16 protein-coding genes are annotated in these 15,570 nt (G+C 65.3%); 5 read left to right on the top strand and 11 right to left on the bottom strand.

Features of this window, described 5'->3' with window-relative positions; all coding sequences use genetic code 11:
* Positions 1-19 precede the first annotated feature (19 nt).
* The 4 genes from TSA1_RS34920 to TSA1_RS34905 all read right to left on the bottom strand — a co-directional run bounded on the left by TSA1_RS34920 (position 20) and on the right by TSA1_RS34905 (position 5,451).
* Complete coding sequence (locus TSA1_RS34920; RefSeq protein WP_100180276.1) at positions 20-940, bottom strand: MBL fold metallo-hydrolase; 921 nt, start codon at positions 938-940, stop codon at positions 20-22.
* Positions 941-1,118: 178 nt separating this feature from the next.
* The gene (locus TSA1_RS34915) at positions 1,119-2,333 is read right to left on the bottom strand and encodes an acyl-CoA dehydrogenase (protein ID WP_100180275.1); all 1,215 of its coding nucleotides are present in this window, start codon (positions 2,331-2,333) and stop codon (positions 1,119-1,121) included.
* Between the two features lie 138 nt (positions 2,334-2,471).
* The gene (gene ribB, locus TSA1_RS34910) at positions 2,472-3,548 is read right to left on the bottom strand and encodes a 3,4-dihydroxy-2-butanone-4-phosphate synthase (protein ID WP_100180274.1); all 1,077 of its coding nucleotides are present in this window, start codon (positions 3,546-3,548) and stop codon (positions 2,472-2,474) included.
* Positions 3,549-3,720: 172 nt separating this feature from the next.
* Positions 3,721-5,451 (bottom strand): cation:proton antiporter, encoded by a 1,731-nt coding sequence (locus TSA1_RS34905; RefSeq protein ID WP_100180273.1) that lies wholly within the window; start codon positions 5,449-5,451, stop codon positions 3,721-3,723.
* Between the two features lie 67 nt (positions 5,452-5,518).
* On the opposite strand from TSA1_RS34905, the gene TSA1_RS34900 reads away from it, so the two are divergent.
* Both TSA1_RS34900 and TSA1_RS34895 read left to right on the top strand, forming a co-directional pair.
* Positions 5,519-6,046, top strand: coding sequence for a DUF3124 domain-containing protein (locus tag TSA1_RS34900; protein WP_347338561.1), 528 nt, complete (start codon positions 5,519-5,521; stop codon positions 6,044-6,046).
* A 53-nt stretch (positions 6,047-6,099) separates the two neighbouring features.
* A complete protein-coding gene (locus TSA1_RS34895) occupies positions 6,100-7,332 on the top strand; it encodes an aminotransferase-like domain-containing protein (protein WP_100180271.1) in 1,233 nt (410 codons plus the stop codon).
* A gap of 11 nt (positions 7,333-7,343) precedes the next feature.
* On the opposite strand, the gene hpaD is transcribed toward TSA1_RS34895, so the two are convergent.
* Positions 7,344-8,198 carry a 3,4-dihydroxyphenylacetate 2,3-dioxygenase gene (gene hpaD, locus TSA1_RS34890; RefSeq protein WP_100180270.1) on the bottom strand — a complete coding sequence of 285 codons (855 nt, stop codon included), beginning with the start codon at positions 8,196-8,198 and terminating at the stop codon, positions 7,344-7,346.
* An 18-nt stretch (positions 8,199-8,216) separates the two neighbouring features.
* Positions 8,217-8,489 carry a helix-turn-helix domain-containing protein gene (locus TSA1_RS34885; RefSeq protein WP_174719210.1) on the bottom strand — a complete coding sequence of 91 codons (273 nt, stop codon included), beginning with the start codon at positions 8,487-8,489 and terminating at the stop codon, positions 8,217-8,219.
* Between the two features lie 157 nt (positions 8,490-8,646).
* On the opposite strand from TSA1_RS34885, the gene TSA1_RS34880 reads away from it, so the two are divergent.
* Together TSA1_RS34880 and TSA1_RS34875 are read left to right on the top strand one after the other, a co-directional pair.
* Positions 8,647-9,099: a hypothetical protein gene (locus TSA1_RS34880; RefSeq protein ID WP_174719209.1), complete on the top strand. Its 453-nt coding sequence runs from the start codon at positions 8,647-8,649 to the stop codon at positions 9,097-9,099.
* 96 nt (positions 9,100-9,195) lie between these two features.
* A complete protein-coding gene (locus TSA1_RS34875; protein ID WP_100181509.1) occupies positions 9,196-9,423 on the top strand; it encodes a hypothetical protein in 228 nt (75 codons plus the stop codon).
* A 227-nt stretch (positions 9,424-9,650) separates the two neighbouring features.
* On the opposite strand, the gene TSA1_RS34870 is transcribed toward TSA1_RS34875, so the two are convergent.
* From TSA1_RS34870 to TSA1_RS34850, 5 genes are all read right to left on the bottom strand, one after another.
* A complete protein-coding gene (locus TSA1_RS34870; RefSeq protein WP_100181508.1) occupies positions 9,651-10,469 on the bottom strand; it encodes an aldo/keto reductase in 819 nt (272 codons plus the stop codon).
* 271 nt (positions 10,470-10,740) lie between these two features.
* The gene (locus tag TSA1_RS34865; protein ID WP_100180267.1) at positions 10,741-12,315 is read right to left on the bottom strand and encodes an alkaline phosphatase D family protein; all 1,575 of its coding nucleotides are present in this window, start codon (positions 12,313-12,315) and stop codon (positions 10,741-10,743) included.
* A 298-nt stretch (positions 12,316-12,613) separates the two neighbouring features.
* The gene (locus TSA1_RS34860; RefSeq protein ID WP_100180266.1) at positions 12,614-13,033 is read right to left on the bottom strand and encodes a hypothetical protein; all 420 of its coding nucleotides are present in this window, start codon (positions 13,031-13,033) and stop codon (positions 12,614-12,616) included.
* 108 nt (positions 13,034-13,141) lie between these two features.
* Positions 13,142-14,143 carry an NAD(P)H-dependent flavin oxidoreductase gene (locus tag TSA1_RS34855; RefSeq protein WP_100180265.1) on the bottom strand — a complete coding sequence of 334 codons (1,002 nt, stop codon included), beginning with the start codon at positions 14,141-14,143 and terminating at the stop codon, positions 13,142-13,144.
* A 63-nt stretch (positions 14,144-14,206) separates the two neighbouring features.
* Positions 14,207-14,944 carry an SDR family oxidoreductase gene (locus tag TSA1_RS34850; RefSeq protein WP_100180264.1) on the bottom strand — a complete coding sequence of 246 codons (738 nt, stop codon included), beginning with the start codon at positions 14,942-14,944 and terminating at the stop codon, positions 14,207-14,209.
* Between the two features lie 165 nt (positions 14,945-15,109).
* Here TSA1_RS34850 and TSA1_RS34845 point away from each other — a divergent pair.
* Positions 15,110-15,570: winged helix-turn-helix transcriptional regulator (locus TSA1_RS34845; protein ID WP_100181507.1), on the top strand; the 461-nt coding region annotated here is incomplete at its 3' end.

Here is a 15,570-nt window from a genome sequence, read left to right as displayed (position 1 = left end):
CCGGAATGACGGCCTGCAATTAACCCGCCATCCGATACGTCCCGCCGATCACGGGATCGCCCTCGGTCGCCACCACGCCGCGGGCGACCAGGTCTTCCAGATGCGCCAGCACGGAATAGCCGGCGGCCGTCGTCAGCCTCGGATCGATGCCGATATAGATCGCGCGGACCATGGTCGGGATGTCGGTCTCGCCCTTGGCGAGGCGGTGCAGGATCGAGGCCTCGCGCGCCTTGCGGTGACGGATCAGGAAGCGCACGAAACGCTGGCCCTCGGGGATCTCGGGGCCGTGGCCGGAGAAATAGAGATCTTCCTCGCGGGCGGCGAGCCGGTCGAGCGAGTCCATGTAGTCGATCATCGAGCCGTCGGGCGGCGCCACGATCGAGGTGGACCAGCCCATCACGTGGTCGCCGACGAAGTTGAACTTCCGCTCCGGCCAGGCAAAGGCGAGATGATTGGCGGTGTGCCCCGGCGTCGCCACGGCCTCGAGCCGCCAGCCGTCGCCTTCGACGACGTCGCCATGGGCGAGGTTGACGTCTGGCGCAAAGTCGCGATCGGAGCCGGATTCCGGATTGTGCTTTTCGCTCTCGAAGCGCGGACGCGAGGCCCGGTGCGGGCCTTCGGCATAGACCGGCGCGCCCGTCGCCTGCTTGATCCGCGCGGTGTTCGGCGAATGGTCGCGGTGGGTGTGGGTGACGAAGATATGGCTCACCGTCTCGCCGCGCACGGCATCGAGCAGCGCAGCCGCATGAGCCTCGTCATCCGGACCGGGATCGATGATCGCGACATTGCCGGTGCCGACGATATAGCTGACGGTGCCGGTGAAGGTGAACGGGCTCGGATTGTTGCAGAGCACGCGGCGCACGCCGGGCCGGACTTCCTCGACGATGCCGGCCTTCAGCGGGAAATTGCGGTTGAACGGGACGTCGTCGTTGTCGGACATGGCTTGCTCGTTCCTTGCTGACTTCGTCATGCCCGGCCTTGTGCCGGGCATCCACGTTCTTCGCGTGGCTTGAGACGTGGATGGCCGGACATCCAGCGCGAAGACGCGCTTCGCGCTTTTGCCCTTCCATCACGCAGTTGGAGAGTTCTCGTGCCTCAGACGTCCAACGCGTAGCCGCTCAGAAAAACGCCTGGATCCCCGTGATGGCGCGGCCGAGGATCAGGGCGTGGACGTCGTGGGTGCCCTCGTAGGTGTTGACGGTCTCGAGGTTATGGACGTGGCGCATCACGTGGTACTCGGCCGAGATGCCGTTGCCGCCGTGCATGTCGCGGGCGACGCGGGCGATGTCCAGGGCCTTGCCGCAATTGTTGCGCTTCATGATCGAGATCATCTCGGGCGCGAACTTGCCTTCGTCCATCAGGCGGCCGACGCGCAGCGAGCCCTGCAGGCCGAGCGCGATCTCGGTCTCCATGTCGGCGAGCTTCTTCTGCACCAGCTGGGTGGCGGCCAGCGGCTTGCCGAACTGCTTGCGGTCGAGCGTGTACTGGCGGGCGCGGTGCATGCAGTCCTCGGCGGCGCCCATCGCGCCCCAGGAGATGCCGTAGCGGGCGCGGTTGAGGCAGCCGAACGGGCCCTTCAGGCCGGAGACGTTGGGCAGCAGCGCGTCCTCGGGGACGACGACGCCGTCCATCACGACCTCGCCGGTGATGGAGGCGCGAAGCGACAGCTTGCCGCCGATCTTCGGGGCAGACAGGCCCTTCATGCCCTTCTCCAGCACGAAGCCGCGGATCTGGTTGTCGTGGGCGGCCGACTTGGCCCAGACCACGAACACGTCGGCGATCGGCGCGTTCGAGATCCACATCTTGCTGCCGGTGAGGCGATAGCCGTCCGACACCTTCTCGGCGCGGGTCTTCATGCCGGCCGGATCGGAGCCGGCGTCGGGCTCGGTCAGGCCGAAGCAGCCGACCCACTCGCCGCTGGCGAGCTTGGGCAGATACTTCTTGCGCTGGTTCTCGTCGCCATAGGCGTAGATCGGATACATCACCAGCGAGGACTGCACCGAGTTCATCGAGCGATAGCCGGAATCGACCCGCTCGATCTCGCGCGCGACGAGGCCATAGGCGACGTAGCTCGCATTGGCGCAGCCATATTCCTCGGGCAGCGTGATGCCGATCAGGCCGAGCTCACCCATCTCGTTGAAGATCTCGCGGTCGGTCTTCTCTTCGAGATAAGCCTTGGTGACGCGCGGCAGCAGCTTGTCCTGGGCGTAGGCACGGGCGGTGTCGCGCACCATGCGCTCGTCTTCGGTCAGCTGCTCGTCGAGCAGGAACGGATCGTCCCACTGGAAAGAAGCCGCAGCCGGCTTGTCCTTGGCCTGAGGGCGCACGCTCATGAAACGTCCTTTCGTCTGGTTCCGTCAGAAATTGCCCGACAAACTAAAGCGCCGCGGCAACAAGTGCAATTGCGATGCAGATCGATGGATCTGCGTGAATCCCGGGGGCCACGCATGGCGCCTCCCCGAATGACAGCGCTAACTCTCGAGCTGCTCGTTGGCGACGATCTCGATGCCGAAGCCCGACAGGCCCTTGTAGTCGTGCACCGAGGAGGTGAGATGCCGGATCGAGGTGACGCCGAGATCGCGCAGGATCTGCGCGCCGACGCCGACCTCGCGCCACTGGCGGTTGCGGTCGGCCTCGGTCTGCGTCTCGTCCGGCAGCGCCGCGACCGGAACGCCGGCCGCGCCGTCGCGCAAATAGACCAGCACGCCCCGGCCCGACTTCTTGAAATGCTCCAGCACGGCCGCCATGCGCTTGTGGCCGGTGAAGATGTCCTTGACGATGTTCGGCTTGTGGAAGCGCGTCAGCACGTTCTTGCCGTCGCCGACGCCGTTATAGACGAACGCGACGTGGGCGATGGAATCGAACGGCGAGCGGTAGGCATAGCCCTGCAAGGGTCCGATCGGGCTTTCGGTGACGAAGGTCGAGACCCGCTCGATCAGCTTCTCGCGCGCCTGGCGGTAGGCGATCATGTCCGCGATGGTGACGTGCTTCAGCTTGTGCCTGGCCGCGAACTGCGCGACCTGCTCGCCCTTCATCACGCTGCCGTCGTCGTTCATCAGCTCGCTGATGACGCCGACCGGCGGCAGGCCGGAGAGCTTGCAGAGGTCGACGGCGGCCTCGGTATGGCCGGAGCGCAAGAGCACGCCGCCGTCCTTGGCGATCAGCGGGAAGATGTGCCCGGGCCGGGCAAAATCGTTGGCGCCGACATTCGGATTGGCCAGCGCGCGGCAGCACGAGGCGCGCTCCTCGGCCGAGATGCCGGTGCCGCCATCGGGCTTGTAGTCGATCGACACCGTGAAGGCGGTGGTGTGCGCGGAATCGTTGTGGGCCACCATCGGATCGAGCCGCAGGCGGCGCGCGTCCTCGGTGGTCACGGGCGCGCAGACGATGCCGGAGGTGTGACGGATGATGAACGCCATCTTCTCGGCGGTGCAGAGCGAGGCGGCGACGATCAGATCGCCCTCGCCCTCGCGATCCTCGTCGTCGGTGACGACCACGAGCTCACCCCGGGCAAAGGCCTGCAAGACTTCCTGAACGCTATCGGGCATGTCCCAATCTCTAACGGTTATGGGCGGGAGGCTTAGCCGGACTTGGGCCGGGGCGCTAGTGTCCTGGACGCAACCGCATATGCCAACCGGCAGGCCTGCCAAGGTAGACAGGCTTGCACCGAAGATACCAGGGATATAGGTGCAGACAGCCGGGCGGGAAGGCCGACCACCCTCAGGGCAACACTTCGCGACGCTCGCCGAGCCGCTGATCGAGCTCGGCGCGCTTGTCGGCGAGCAGGCCGGCCTGCGCGGCCTCGATCACGGTAAACAGCTCATGAGCGTCGCTGAGCCTGGTCACGGTGACGTAGCTGGCGCCGGCCGCATAGAGCTCGTCCACGTCCGACAGCAGGTCGGCCGTGGCCACGATCATGGCGGTCGGATTCAGGGTGCGGACGTGGCGGACCAGCTTCTCGTTGCTGGCGCCCTTCAATAACGCATCCGGCACGCTGAGGATGATCATCTCGGACTTGCCGACGCCGGCATGGAGCAGCGTATCGGCGCTGCTGATGTCGCCATAGATCACGTGCAGGCCGCGCGACAGCAACGTCTGGTACACATTGGGGTTGAAATCGATCACGGTGATCTGCTCGAGCAGCACCGGCGCCTGCCGCTCGATCTCGGCCAGCAGCGCGCTCGCCGCACGGAAGAAGCCGAGGATGACGATGCGGCGGGCCTCGCCATGGCCGCCCTCGTGCCCCTCCTCGCCGTGGCCACTGCCGTGGTCGAGGTCGCGCAGGCCGATCCGCTTCAGGGGGCCGATCGCCCAGCGGGTGATCTCGTCGCTGCGACTCATCGCGAAGGTCGAGAGCACGGCCAGCACCACGAAGGCGAAGGAGGCGGCGTTCGCGCTCTGGGCTGCGATATGGTGATCGTTGACGCCGGTCTGGATCACCACCAGCGAGAACTCCGAGATCTGCGCGAGGTTCAGCGCCGGCAACAGGCTGGCGCGCAGGCCCTGCTTCATCAGATAGAGCGGCGTGAAGGTGGTGACGAGACGGCTGACCACCGTGAACGCCGCGATCATCAGCGCCAGCCCGATCACGGAGAGGCCAGGGACGGGAATGGTCATGCCGAGCGCGACGAAGAACAGGGTGATGAAGAAGTCGCGCAGCGTGGTGACCTTGGCGGTGACGTCGAGCGCGTAGGGAAAGGTCGAGAGCGAGACGCCGGCGATCAACGCGCCCATTTCGCGCGACAGCGACAGCCGCTCGGCGGTCTCGGCGACGAGGAAGCACCAGGCCAGCGCGCCGAGCAGGATCAGCTCGGGGCGGCGCGCGATCTGGTGAAACAGGCGCGGCAGCACATAGCGGCTGACCAGCAGAGCGGCGGCGACCAGCACCGCGACCCGGCCGATCGAGAGCAGAATGACGCTGGCCTGCAGATTGGCAAGGCTCGGCTGCACCGCCAGGAACAGGATGGCGAAGATGTCCTGCAACACCAGCACGCCGAGCGTGATGCGGCCCGGCAGCGTGTCGAGCTCGCGCTTCTCGTAGAGCACCTTGACGATGATGACGGTGCTGGACAGCGCGCAGGCGACGCAGAGATAGACCGCATCGAAGTGTCCGCCGCCGAGCGACAGGCCGATGCCGACGAAGAACAGCACCCCGAGCAGGCAGCCGCCGAGCAGCTGGCCGCCCGCCGCGAACAGGATCACCTTCCCCGCCCGCACGATCTTCTTCAGGTCGATCTCCAGGCCGATCATGAACAGCATGAAGATCAGGCCGAGCTCGGAAATGACGCCGATCGATTCCTGCGAATGGACCCAGCCGGCGCCGAATGGACCTATGCAAAAGCCGGCGATAAGATAGGCCAGGATCAGCGGTTGCCGGGAGAAATGGGCGAGCAGGCCCAGCATCCAGGCAAACAGAATACAGAGAGTGATGTCGCGAATGAGCTCGTGCATGCCAAATTGGTCCGTTTTGCCGCACCCTAGAGACAGGTTGCGGCGCGGCAAGCGAGCAATTCGTCACATGCAAAGAAGCCTGCTCGCAGCAATGCTGCTATGCCCCCTCGCCTTTGCCGTGCCCGCGGCCGCACAATCCAAGGTCAATATTGAACAGAACTTTGCCGATTCCCTCACCGCAATGCCAAAGGAGGAACTCGTCGTCTCCGGCGGCTTCTACGTGCCGGCTTACTCCAGCGTGGCGATGAGCCAGGGCAAGCTGCGCGTCGACTTCTCGGTGACCCTGAGTGTTCACAACGCCTCCGAGACCCAGCCGCTGGTGATCAAACGCATCGCCTATTTCGACACCGCAGGCAAGCAGGTCGAGACCTACCTGAAAGGCCAGGTGGCGCTGAAGCCGCTGGCCACCGTCTCGATCTTCATCCCGACCGACGACGTGCGCGGCGGGACCGGGGCCAATTTCCTGGTCGACTGGGCCGCGACCGGCGAGATCGCCGAGCCCGTGGTCGAGGCGCTGATGGTTGGCGGCGTCGCCAATGCGCATTACGCTTTCATCAGCCAGGGACGTCCGACCCGGACGGCCGGCAAGAAGTAAGGTGGCCCGGCGCAACGCCGGCCGCTCAACAAGAACAAAACGAGGAACGCCCCATGACGTCCAGCTTCGATTTCGCGCCCCTGTTTCCAGCAGGGCTGCCGGCCCCTTCCGCGCGCTGGACGGGCCTTGCCAAATACAGCTTCGTCGGCGGCAACAATGATTCCGAACAGGTGCCGCTCGACGAGCTGATCGAAGCGACCAATGCGGTGCTGCGGCGCGAGGGCCGCTCGCTCGCCACTTACGGGCTGGCGCATGGGCCGCAGGGCTATCTTCCCCTGCGTGAATTCCTGGTGACGAAACTCAAGCGTGATGCCGGCATCAGCTGCACCGTCGACGATCTCCTGATCGTCTCGGGCTCGCTCCAGGCACTCGACCTCGTCAACGCGACGCTGCTGACGCGCGGCGACACCGTGATCTTCGAGCAGGACAGCTATCAGGGCTCGCTGACCCGCCTGGCGCGGCTCGGCGTCAATGTGGTCGGCGTCCCCCTCGACAAGGACGGCATGCGCATGGACGCGCTGGCCGCCACACTGGCCGACCTGAAGAGCCGCGGCATCCGTCCCAAATACATCTACACGATCCCGACCGTGCAGAACCCGACCGGCAGCATCATGCCCGAGAGCCGCCGCGCCGAGCTGGTGCGGCTCGCGACCGAGTACGGTGTGCCGATCTTCGAGGACGATTGCTATGCCGACCTCGTCTGGTCGGGGCAGCGGCCGCCGGCGATCCACGCCATGAGCGAGAGCGGCGGCGTGATCCATATCGGCTCGTTCTCGAAATCGATCGCACCGGCCTTGCGCGTCGGCTTCATCGTGGCGCCCTGGGAGGTGATGTCGCGGATGCTGGCGCTGAAGACCGATGCCGGCTCCGGCGCGCTGGAGCAGATGGTGCTCGCCGCCTATTGCAAGCCGCATTTCGAAAGCCATGTGCCGGCGCTGACCAAGGCGCTGCGCACCAAGCTCGACACGTTGATGGAGGCGTTGAACGAGCAGTTCGGCACGGCGGCCGAATTCGAGGAGCCCAAGGGTGGCATCTTCCTCTGGGTCAAGCTGCCCGACCAGGTCGACACGTTGAAGCTGTATCAGGCCGCGCTCGCGGCGGGCGTCTCGATCAATCCGGGGCCGGAATGGTCGACCAACAAGAGCCATTCCAGCTCGCGCCTGCGGCTGTGCTTTGCAAGTCCGACGCATCAGCAGATCCGCGAGGGCGTCGCCGTGCTGGCGGAGGTCTGCCGCAAGGAGTTCGGCGTGCCGGCCCGCAGCGCCAACGTGGAGAAGCGGGCCTGAGGCCACTTGCCTCACGCCTCGACGTGAAACTCCACGTTGACCTGGCCGCTCCCGGACGACGGAAAGTAATCACAGAGCTGCTCGGCGGCACCCCGGTAGTCGTACCAGCCGAGCGCGGCGAACAGCATGATGGTGTCGGCCATGCCGCCTTCGCCGTTGCACTTGGTGGCGTAGTCCGGAAGCATGTCGAGAAATTCGCGGTAGCGGCGGCTCTGCCACAGCTCGAGCACGCGCAGATCGACCTGGCGGTTGAACTCGCTGGCGACCGACGTCCAGGCCTCGGGGCCGAGCTTCTTGTTCGGCCAGAGCCGATGTGAGAGCGAACCGCTGGCGAGGATCGCGACCCGCTCACCGGATTCGTCGATCGCCCGGCGGGTTGCCTCACCGAGAAGCCGGCTCTCCTCGAACGAGGTGAACAGCGGCGAGGCGACCGAGACGACCTTCGCGAAACCGTCCGGATTCATGTAGTGCATCGGCACGATCGTGCCGTATTCGAGCCCGAGGCTGGCCACCTGATGGGCGATCACGTTCAGGCCGGCGTCCCCGGCCCGGGCAGCGATGGCTTCGGCGAGGCGCGTGTCACCCGGCAGGTCGTAGCGCAGATCCTGGATCATCTGCGGCGCCTCGTGGCTCGTAAACGAGCCGCGATGCCGCGCATTCGCGTTGATGTGGTAGCCGAAATTGGAGAGCCAGTGGGTGTCGAACACCACGAAGCAGGTGACGCCGCGCTCTCTCGCCCGCCGGCCGAGCTCCCGCAGGGAGCTGACTGCCGGCGCGCGCGCATCGCGTAACGGGCTACCTGATAGCTCCGACAGCATCAGTGATGGAACGTGGGTGACCTTGGCGGCGAGGACGAGCTGCCCCATGACGGTCACCTCGAAGCGTCAGGCCGCCTGGGGCTGGCTGCCGTGGATTGCGGAGGCCAACCTCAGCAGAAGCACGATCGAGACGTTGCCCTTGCCGGCCTCGATCTGGGCGATATAGCGCTCGGAAATCCCGGAACGGCGGGCCAGCTCGCGGCGCGACAGGTCGCAACGCATGCGCGAGGACCGCAGGCGATCACCCAGCTCGCTCAGAAACTCGGTCTCGGAATACGGCGGCACGGCGCAGCTCCCCGGCAGCACTTCGCCCGCAAAATCCATGACTTGATTCAGCATTGCTCTATCCAGGTTCGCTTTCGGGAAACGCCATCCTACCCCGGAAAGGACCGCCCTCATTGACGCGGATCAAATTCGCGAGCGATCGGGGGCGACCATGGACGGATGCGGGCGGGATGCTACATTGGAATTCTTCGAGGCGGGGTTCTTTAGGGACATGACACGTGGTTTGGGCCGCTGGATCGCGGCTGCGATACTGTGGGCGGCGATCTGCCCCAGGGCCGGTGCCGAGACGCTGGCTGCGACGGTCGAGCAATGGGGCCTGCTCGGCTCATGGGCGGTCGACTGCGCGGCCCGGCCCGACCGCGACAAGGGGGCGCTCCTCACTTACGAAATCCGGAAGGACGGTCGGGTGATGTACCGACGCAATTTCGGCGACGCCAAGGACGAGAACGAGGTCGTGTCCGCCACGGTGAGCGCCGAGCGCCTGCTCAATGTGATGGTGTATTTTCCGTCGCTGCATCAGACCCGCGAGTTCGGGCTGCAACTGGCGAAGGACGGCAGCTTGCGCGCGATCTACAATCGCAGCGAGCGCGGCGAGTACACGATCAAGGACGGCAAGTATGTCGCGACGGGCGCGCCGACGCCGACACAACAGCGCTGCGATTAACCAGCTGAACAGCTGTTCAGAATTCTCCTGTGATCCTTGCGGAACGTTCGCATGAATGCGCGGTTTAAATGTGCATTCGAGTTGGAGGAGGACATCATGAAGAAGCTTGGTTATGTGGTTGCGGCCCTGGGTGCGCTCGTGATCGCGGCGCCGACGCTGGCGAGCGCGGAAACCGTGGTGATCAAGCACGGCGGCTATCACCATCATCACGGCCCGTACGGCGCCCGCGCCGAATTCCGTGGGCATCGCGACTACGGCTGGCATCGCGGCCACCATCGCGACCGGGTTGTGGTGATCAAGCGCAGCCATCGCCACTGGGACTAACTGACAACGCATATGGAAATGGCCCCTCACGGGGCCATTTTCTTTGGTTTTCTTCCTTCTCCCCTTGTGGGAGAAGGTGGCGCGAAGCGCCGGATGAGGGGTTGCTTCAGCAGACTCTCACGCAAGAGATCCGCACGCGGATAGAACCCCTCACCCGTCTCGCCGCTATCGCGGCGAGCCACCCTCTCCCGCAAGGGGAGAGGGGCAACAGCGGTTGCCTTGGCCCGCTAGTCCCACGCCGGCGCGAAGCCCGGATTGACGCAGCGGCGATCCTTCGGCAGCGCGGCGATCTTCCGGCGGTCGGCATCGTCGAGCGTGATCTTCAGCGCATCGAGATTGGCCTGCTGGCTCTCGCGGCGCGAGGCCTTCGGAATCGCGGCAACGCCATCCTGGTCGAGCAGCCATTTCAGCGCCACTTGCGCAGCGGTCGCACCATGCCTGGCGCCGATCTCGGCCAGCACCGCATCCGAGGCAACGCGCCCCTGCGCCAGCGGACAATACGCGACGAGCGGGATCGATTTCGCCTTGAGATAAGCCAGCACCTTCGATTGATCGAGCATCGCATGATATTCGATCTGGTTGCAGGCGATCGGCGCCCCGATGTCCTCGACCGCGATCTTGAGCAGCGCCGTGGTGAAGTTCGCAACGCCGATGGCGCGGGTGCGGCCCTCTTCCTTCAGCTTCATCAAGGTCTCGAACACCGCGCCCCAGTTCGCCGATGTCGAGGGCCAGTGCACGAGATAGAGGTCGACGTGGTCGAGCCTGAGCTTGTTGAGGCTGTTGTCGAAGGCGCGGCGAATCGCATCGCGATTGAGATTCTCGTGCCAGACCTTGGTCGTGACGTGCAGCTCGTTCCGCGGCAGGCGGGACGCGGCGATGGCTGAACCGATCGGCTCCTCATTGGCGTACATCTCGGCCGTGTCGATGTGGCGGTAGCCGATCGACAGCGCACTCTCGACCGCGGCGCGGCAGGCATCGCCCTGCATGCGGAAGGTACCGAGGCCGAGCTTGGGCATGCTGATGCCCTGTGTCTTCAGATTGTCCATGAACAGGCTCCTGACATATTGCATCCTGCCGGTCGCGCGGCGGGGCCGCGGGGAACAGACTCTTCGGTGATGGAAAAGAGGTGGCGGGAGCGCCGAGTATAGCGAGGGCGGCGGGAGGCGGCCAATCAAGAACGGGTTAGGTGCGCGCGATGCATCCCGCCGTCATGGCCGGGCCTGTCCCGGCCGTCCACGCCCTGCTCCGCGGCACGAAGAACGTGGATGCCCGGGACAAGCCCGGGCATGACGACGCGGCAAGGCGTCGTACGCCCCCTCACGAATGCTGCGCGACCACAGCGGGACGGGTCTGCCGCTGCGGCACGATGTCGACGGACCAGAGGTCGCGATTGTCGACGTCCTTCAAGGTCACCGTCATCACGCCACTTTCGCCGTCGATGTCGACGCGGCCAAAGAACTGCAATCCGAAGCAGGGCGCCAAATTCTCGCCCTGCGCCGCGCTGCAGCCGTTCTGGTACATCGCGACCGGACCAAACGTATTGTCGAGCTCGCCCGGGCCCCAGCTGCCGGCATGCAGTGGGCCGGAGACGAATTCCCAGAACGGCTCGAAATCCTGAAATTGCGCCCGGTTCGGATCGTAATAATGCGCGGCGGTGTAGTGCATGTCGGCGGTGAGCCAGACGACGTTGCGCACGCCTGAGCGCTTGATGGAGCTGAGCAGGTCGGCGATCTCGTGCTCGCGACGGTCGGGCCGCCCGTCGCCGAGCGCGACGGCATCCAGGCTGACCAGGCCGATCGGCAGGTCAGCCGCAATCACTTTCCAGGTCGCGCGCGAGGCGGCGAGCTCGCGCTTCAGCCAGGCGAGCTGCTCGGCGCCGAGGATCCAGCCGCGATGGTCGCCGCCCTTGTTCCAGCTGTCGTCGCGATAGCTGCGCATGTCGATCATGAAGACGTCCAAGAGCGGACCATAGGCGATCTTGCGATAGACCCGGCCCTGCCGCGCGCCGATATCGCGGATCGGCATGAAGTCGAAGAAGGCGCGGCGGGCGCGCGCGACCAGGCGCGGGGTGCCGTCATCCTCATGGCCGGCGTCGTCGAAAGTGCCGGTCGGTGACCAGTCGTTGCTGACCTCGTGATCGTCCCATTGCGCGAACATCGGCACCTCCGCATGGAAGGCGCGAAAATGTTCGTCGAGATGGTTGTATTTGTAGTTGCCGCGGAACTGGGCCAGCGTGTGCGCGACCTCGCACTTTTCCTCGGTCACGAGGTTGCGCCAGGTCTCGCCGTTCGCCAGCTTCTGCTCGGCGGGAATCGTGCAGTCGGCGTAGATGTGATCGCCGGAATGGATGAAGAAGTCCGGGCGGTTGTCGAGCATGGTGCGATAGCTGCGATAGCCGCCGCGCGCGACGTCGATGCCCCAGCCCTGCCCCGCGACATCACCGGACCACACGAAGGAAATCGACCGGCCCACGGCCGGCGCCGTGCGAAAATGGCCGACACGACTCTCGCCGCGAAGGCCGGTTGCGATGTCGTCGAAGCGGACGCGATAGAAGATATCCTGCCCGGACGGCAGGTCGTTCAGCTGCAGCTTCGCCGTGAAATCGGCGTCCGGCAGCGCGTCGTGCGAAGCCGACGCGATGATGGTCTTGAAGCTCTCGACGGTGGAGCATTCCACCTGCATCCGCGCGGGACGGTCCGCGCGTGCCCAGACCATTGCGGAGCCGTCGCAGATGTCGCCGGACTGGATGCCGCCTGCGACCTGCGGACGATCTGCTGCGCGGCTGAGATACGGGGTTGCGAGCGTGCCAAGCGAGGCAAATGCCAGGCTCGAAGTCGAACGGACCAGGAATTGCCGCCGGGTCCATGCGCTGGAAGCGCGGAGCATTGCCATTCAGGAGACCTTCGTCGAATCGCGACGGAAGGTGCCTGCGCTGCTTGACGGCTAACCTGACGGTTTCTTGACCCCGCGCCTACGGTTTTGCGACGTCGGGATGACGGGGCATCAAGCGCGAATAGCGCAGCCGCGATGCAGGTCTGCCCCCTCGCCCCGCTTGCGGGGAGAGGGTTGGGGTGAGGGGGACTCTCCGCGGAGACGGTGAGCATTGGACTCGCGGAGAGTCCCCCTCACCCGGAATCCACGCTCCGCGCGGATTCCGGCCTCTCCCCGCACGCGGGGAGAGGCGAAGTACCTAGTGCTTCCAGTTGCAGATGCCGCCGCTGCGGCACGGCCAGGTCTGGATACGGGTGTCCATCGCCTGCGCGTCCAGCGGATTGCCGTGGCGATGCGCGAGCTTGGTGCGGGCCACCCCGCGCGGCTGGGCGGGCTTGGCATGCGCAACCTTCGGCTCGGCCGCGCGAACACGTTCGGCCGCAACCTTCTTCGGCACGTCGACCGGCTCCGCGCGTGCCTGCGCCTCATTGCCGCCGCGCGCTTCGAGCGCGATGGGTGCGAACTGCGTCTCGGGCCCGAGCCGCTTCGGCGACAGTACCGCCTTGGAGAGATCGAGACCGAGATATTCGTCTGGCTTGTAGTCGTCAGCGCGCGCGACGCCGCCCGCTGCGAGCACGAGGGCAACGGCAACTGCAAAATGAACGCTCTTCAGGACCACGGACGCCTCCTGAAATTGATTTTGAAAGGACTATTTTATCCCTATTTAGGAGGCGTCGCGCGCAATTCCAGCGGTCAGTTCCCGCGTTGGTTAAGAAGTTTGGCGGTGTCAGGCGACCTTTCGCGGCGTCGCCGTCCCATCCAGGAACCCCATCAGGCGACTGCGGATGATCTGCTCCGCCTCGGCCATGATCCGGTCGATCAGTTCCTTGCAGGAGGGGATGTCGTGGATCAGCCCGGCGACCATGCCGCAGCTCCAGGCGCCGGCGTCCATCTGGCCCTCCAGCATGATCCTGGGATAGACGCCCGCCACCTGGTCGTGGATGTCGTCGATCTTCAGCTTGTCGCCCTTCTCGCGCTCGATCTCGATGAGGCGATCGACATTGGCGTTCCGCAGCACGCGCTCGGTGTTGCGCAAGGAGCGCATGATCAGGCGGGTATCGAGCTCGGTGGCCGCGACCAGCGCGTTCTTCACGTTCTGATGCACAGGCGCTTCCTTGGTGGCGATGAAGCGCGTGCCCATGTTCATGCCGGCCGCGCCCAGCGACAGCGCCGCGACCAGGCTGCGGCCGTCGGCCATGCCGCCGGAGGCGACGAACGGGATCTTCAATTCCTCCGCCGCGCGCGGCAGCAGGATCATGTTGGGGATGTCGTCCTCGCCGGGATGGCCGCCACACTCGAAGCCGTCGACGCTGACGGCGTCGCAGCCGATGCGCTCGGCCTTCAGCGAGTGGCGCACCGAGGTGCATTTGTGGATGACCTTGATGCCTGCGGCCTTCAGCGCCGGCATGTAGGCCTCGGGGCTGCGGCCCGCGGTCTCCACCGCCTTGATGCCACCTTCGACGATGGCCGCGATGTATTCGGGATAAGGCGGCGCCGCGAAGGTCGGCAGGAAGGTGAGGTTCACGCCGAACGGCTTGTCGGTCATGTCGCGGCAGCGCGCGATCTCCTTGGCGAGCAGCTCCGGCGTCTTCTGCGTCAGACCCGTGATGATGCCGAGCCCGCCGGCATTGGAGACGGCAGCGGCAAGCTCCGCAAAGCCGACGAAATGCATGCCGCCCTGGATGATGGGATGCTCGATGCCGAACAGTTCGGTGATCGCGGTCTTCACTTAAATACCTCCCCGGAATTTTGCTTGAGCTGGATTCAGTCTAGCCGGACTTCTGCGCCGCGGTCACCATTTCTCTCCGAAGGGACGGATCTCCATTTCGAAGGTCCAGGCGCTCCTGGGCTGCTGGTAGAGCTGCCAGTAGGCATCCGCGACCGAGGACGGCGGCATCAGGAGATCGGGATTGTCCAGTGCATTCGGCCCGAGCGCCTCGAGCCGGCGCTGCCGCACCCATTCGGTGTCGACGCCGGAATCGATGATGAGATGGGCGACATGAATTTGCTTCGGCCCGAGCTCGCGCGCCATCGCCTGCGCCACCGCGCGCAAACCGAACTTGGCGCTGGCGAAAGCGGCAAAGCCGCTGCCGCCGCGCAAGGACGCTGTTGCGCCGGTGAAGAAGATGTTGCCGCCGCCACGCGGCAGCATCAGCCGCGCCGCTTCCCGGCCCGCGAGGAAGCCGGAGTAGCAGGCCATCTCCCACACCTTGCGGAACACGCGCTCGGTGGTGTCGAGAACAGGGAAATTGACGTTGGCGCCGACGTTGAAGATGCAGACCTCGAGCGGGGCATGCTTGTCGGCGTCGTTGAGGAACGAGATGATCTCCTCCTCCTTGCGCGCATCGAGCGAACGGGCATGGATCTCGCCGCCGGCGGCCTCGATGTCCTTGACCAGCGGCGCCAGCTTGTCGCCGTTGCGGCGGCCGGCGAAGACCGTGAACCCCTCGGCTGCAAACTTCTTGGCGATCTCGGAGCCGATGAAATCGCCGGCCCCGATCACGGCGGCTGTCGCGTTTCGCTTGGGCAAGGTCGCCTCCTCCGGTGAGAGCGCTGTGTGATTGAGATGGAGGCTATAGTTCTAAAATAGAACTGTCAAACCTCCGGACGAAATGCTAGCTTCATCTCGAAATTGTCTCGACCATTCAAGTCAGTTCCTTTTTCTGACTGACCAGGCCCGAGCCGGAGACCGATCATGAAGTGGGACACGTTGGACGAAGAGCAGTGCTCGCTCTCCCGCACCATTGCTGTGGTCGGCGACCGCTGGACGCTGCTGATCCTGCGCGAATGTTTCCTGCGGGTGCGCCGGTTCGAGGGATTCCAGTCCTCACTGCAGATCACGCGGCACCTGCTCTCGGAACGGCTGAAGAAGCTGGTGCGCTTCGGCATCCTGCGCCGCGTCCCCTATTCCGAGGCGCCCAAGCGCTACGAGTACATCCTCACGCAAAAAGGCCTCGACCTCTACCCGATCATCATGGCGATGGTGCATTGGGGCGACACCCATATGGGCGACGAGCGCGGCCGGCCGCTGCTGCACGAGCACAAGACCTGCGGCAAGCTGTTCGATCCCGTGATGGTGTGCTCGGAATGCGGCGAGGCGTTGCATGCCAAGCAGGTGCATGTGCATGCGGGACCGGGGCGGAAGGAGGCGGCTGC

Origin of the sequence: Bradyrhizobium nitroreducens, from assembly GCF_002776695.1 — a bacterium.
GTDB lineage: Bacteria > Pseudomonadota > Alphaproteobacteria > Rhizobiales > Xanthobacteraceae > Bradyrhizobium > Bradyrhizobium nitroreducens.
The sequence above is the reverse complement of the archived record's forward strand: the minus strand, read 5'-3'. Positions and strand labels throughout refer to the sequence as shown.

Coding starts and splice junctions, on each gene's coding strand:
- TSA1_RS34920 (WP_100180276.1), bottom strand. CDS start 940: ATGTCCGACAACGACGACGTCCCGTTCAACCGCAATTTCCCGCTGAAG.
- TSA1_RS34895 (WP_100180271.1), top strand. CDS start 6,100: ATGACGTCCAGCTTCGATTTCGCGCCCCTGTTTCCAGCAGGGCTGCCG.
- ribB (WP_100180274.1), bottom strand. CDS start 3,548: ATGCCCGATAGCGTTCAGGAAGTCTTGCAGGCCTTTGCCCGGGGTGAG.
- TSA1_RS34870 (WP_100181508.1), bottom strand. CDS start 10,469: ATGGACAATCTGAAGACACAGGGCATCAGCATGCCCAAGCTCGGCCTC.
- TSA1_RS34900 (WP_347338561.1), top strand. CDS start 5,519: ATGCAAAGAAGCCTGCTCGCAGCAATGCTGCTATGCCCCCTCGCCTTT.
- TSA1_RS34880 (WP_174719209.1), top strand. CDS start 8,647: ATGACACGTGGTTTGGGCCGCTGGATCGCGGCTGCGATACTGTGGGCG.
- hpaD (WP_100180270.1), bottom strand. CDS start 8,198: ATGGGGCAGCTCGTCCTCGCCGCCAAGGTCACCCACGTTCCATCACTG.
- TSA1_RS34915 (WP_100180275.1), bottom strand. CDS start 2,333: ATGAGCGTGCGCCCTCAGGCCAAGGACAAGCCGGCTGCGGCTTCTTTC.
- TSA1_RS34865 (WP_100180267.1), bottom strand. CDS start 12,315: ATGGCAATGCTCCGCGCTTCCAGCGCATGGACCCGGCGGCAATTCCTG.
- TSA1_RS34875 (WP_100181509.1), top strand. CDS start 9,196: ATGAAGAAGCTTGGTTATGTGGTTGCGGCCCTGGGTGCGCTCGTGATC.
- TSA1_RS34885 (WP_174719210.1), bottom strand. CDS start 8,489: ATGCTGAATCAAGTCATGGATTTTGCGGGCGAAGTGCTGCCGGGGAGC.
- TSA1_RS34905 (WP_100180273.1), bottom strand. CDS start 5,451: ATGCACGAGCTCATTCGCGACATCACTCTCTGTATTCTGTTTGCCTGG.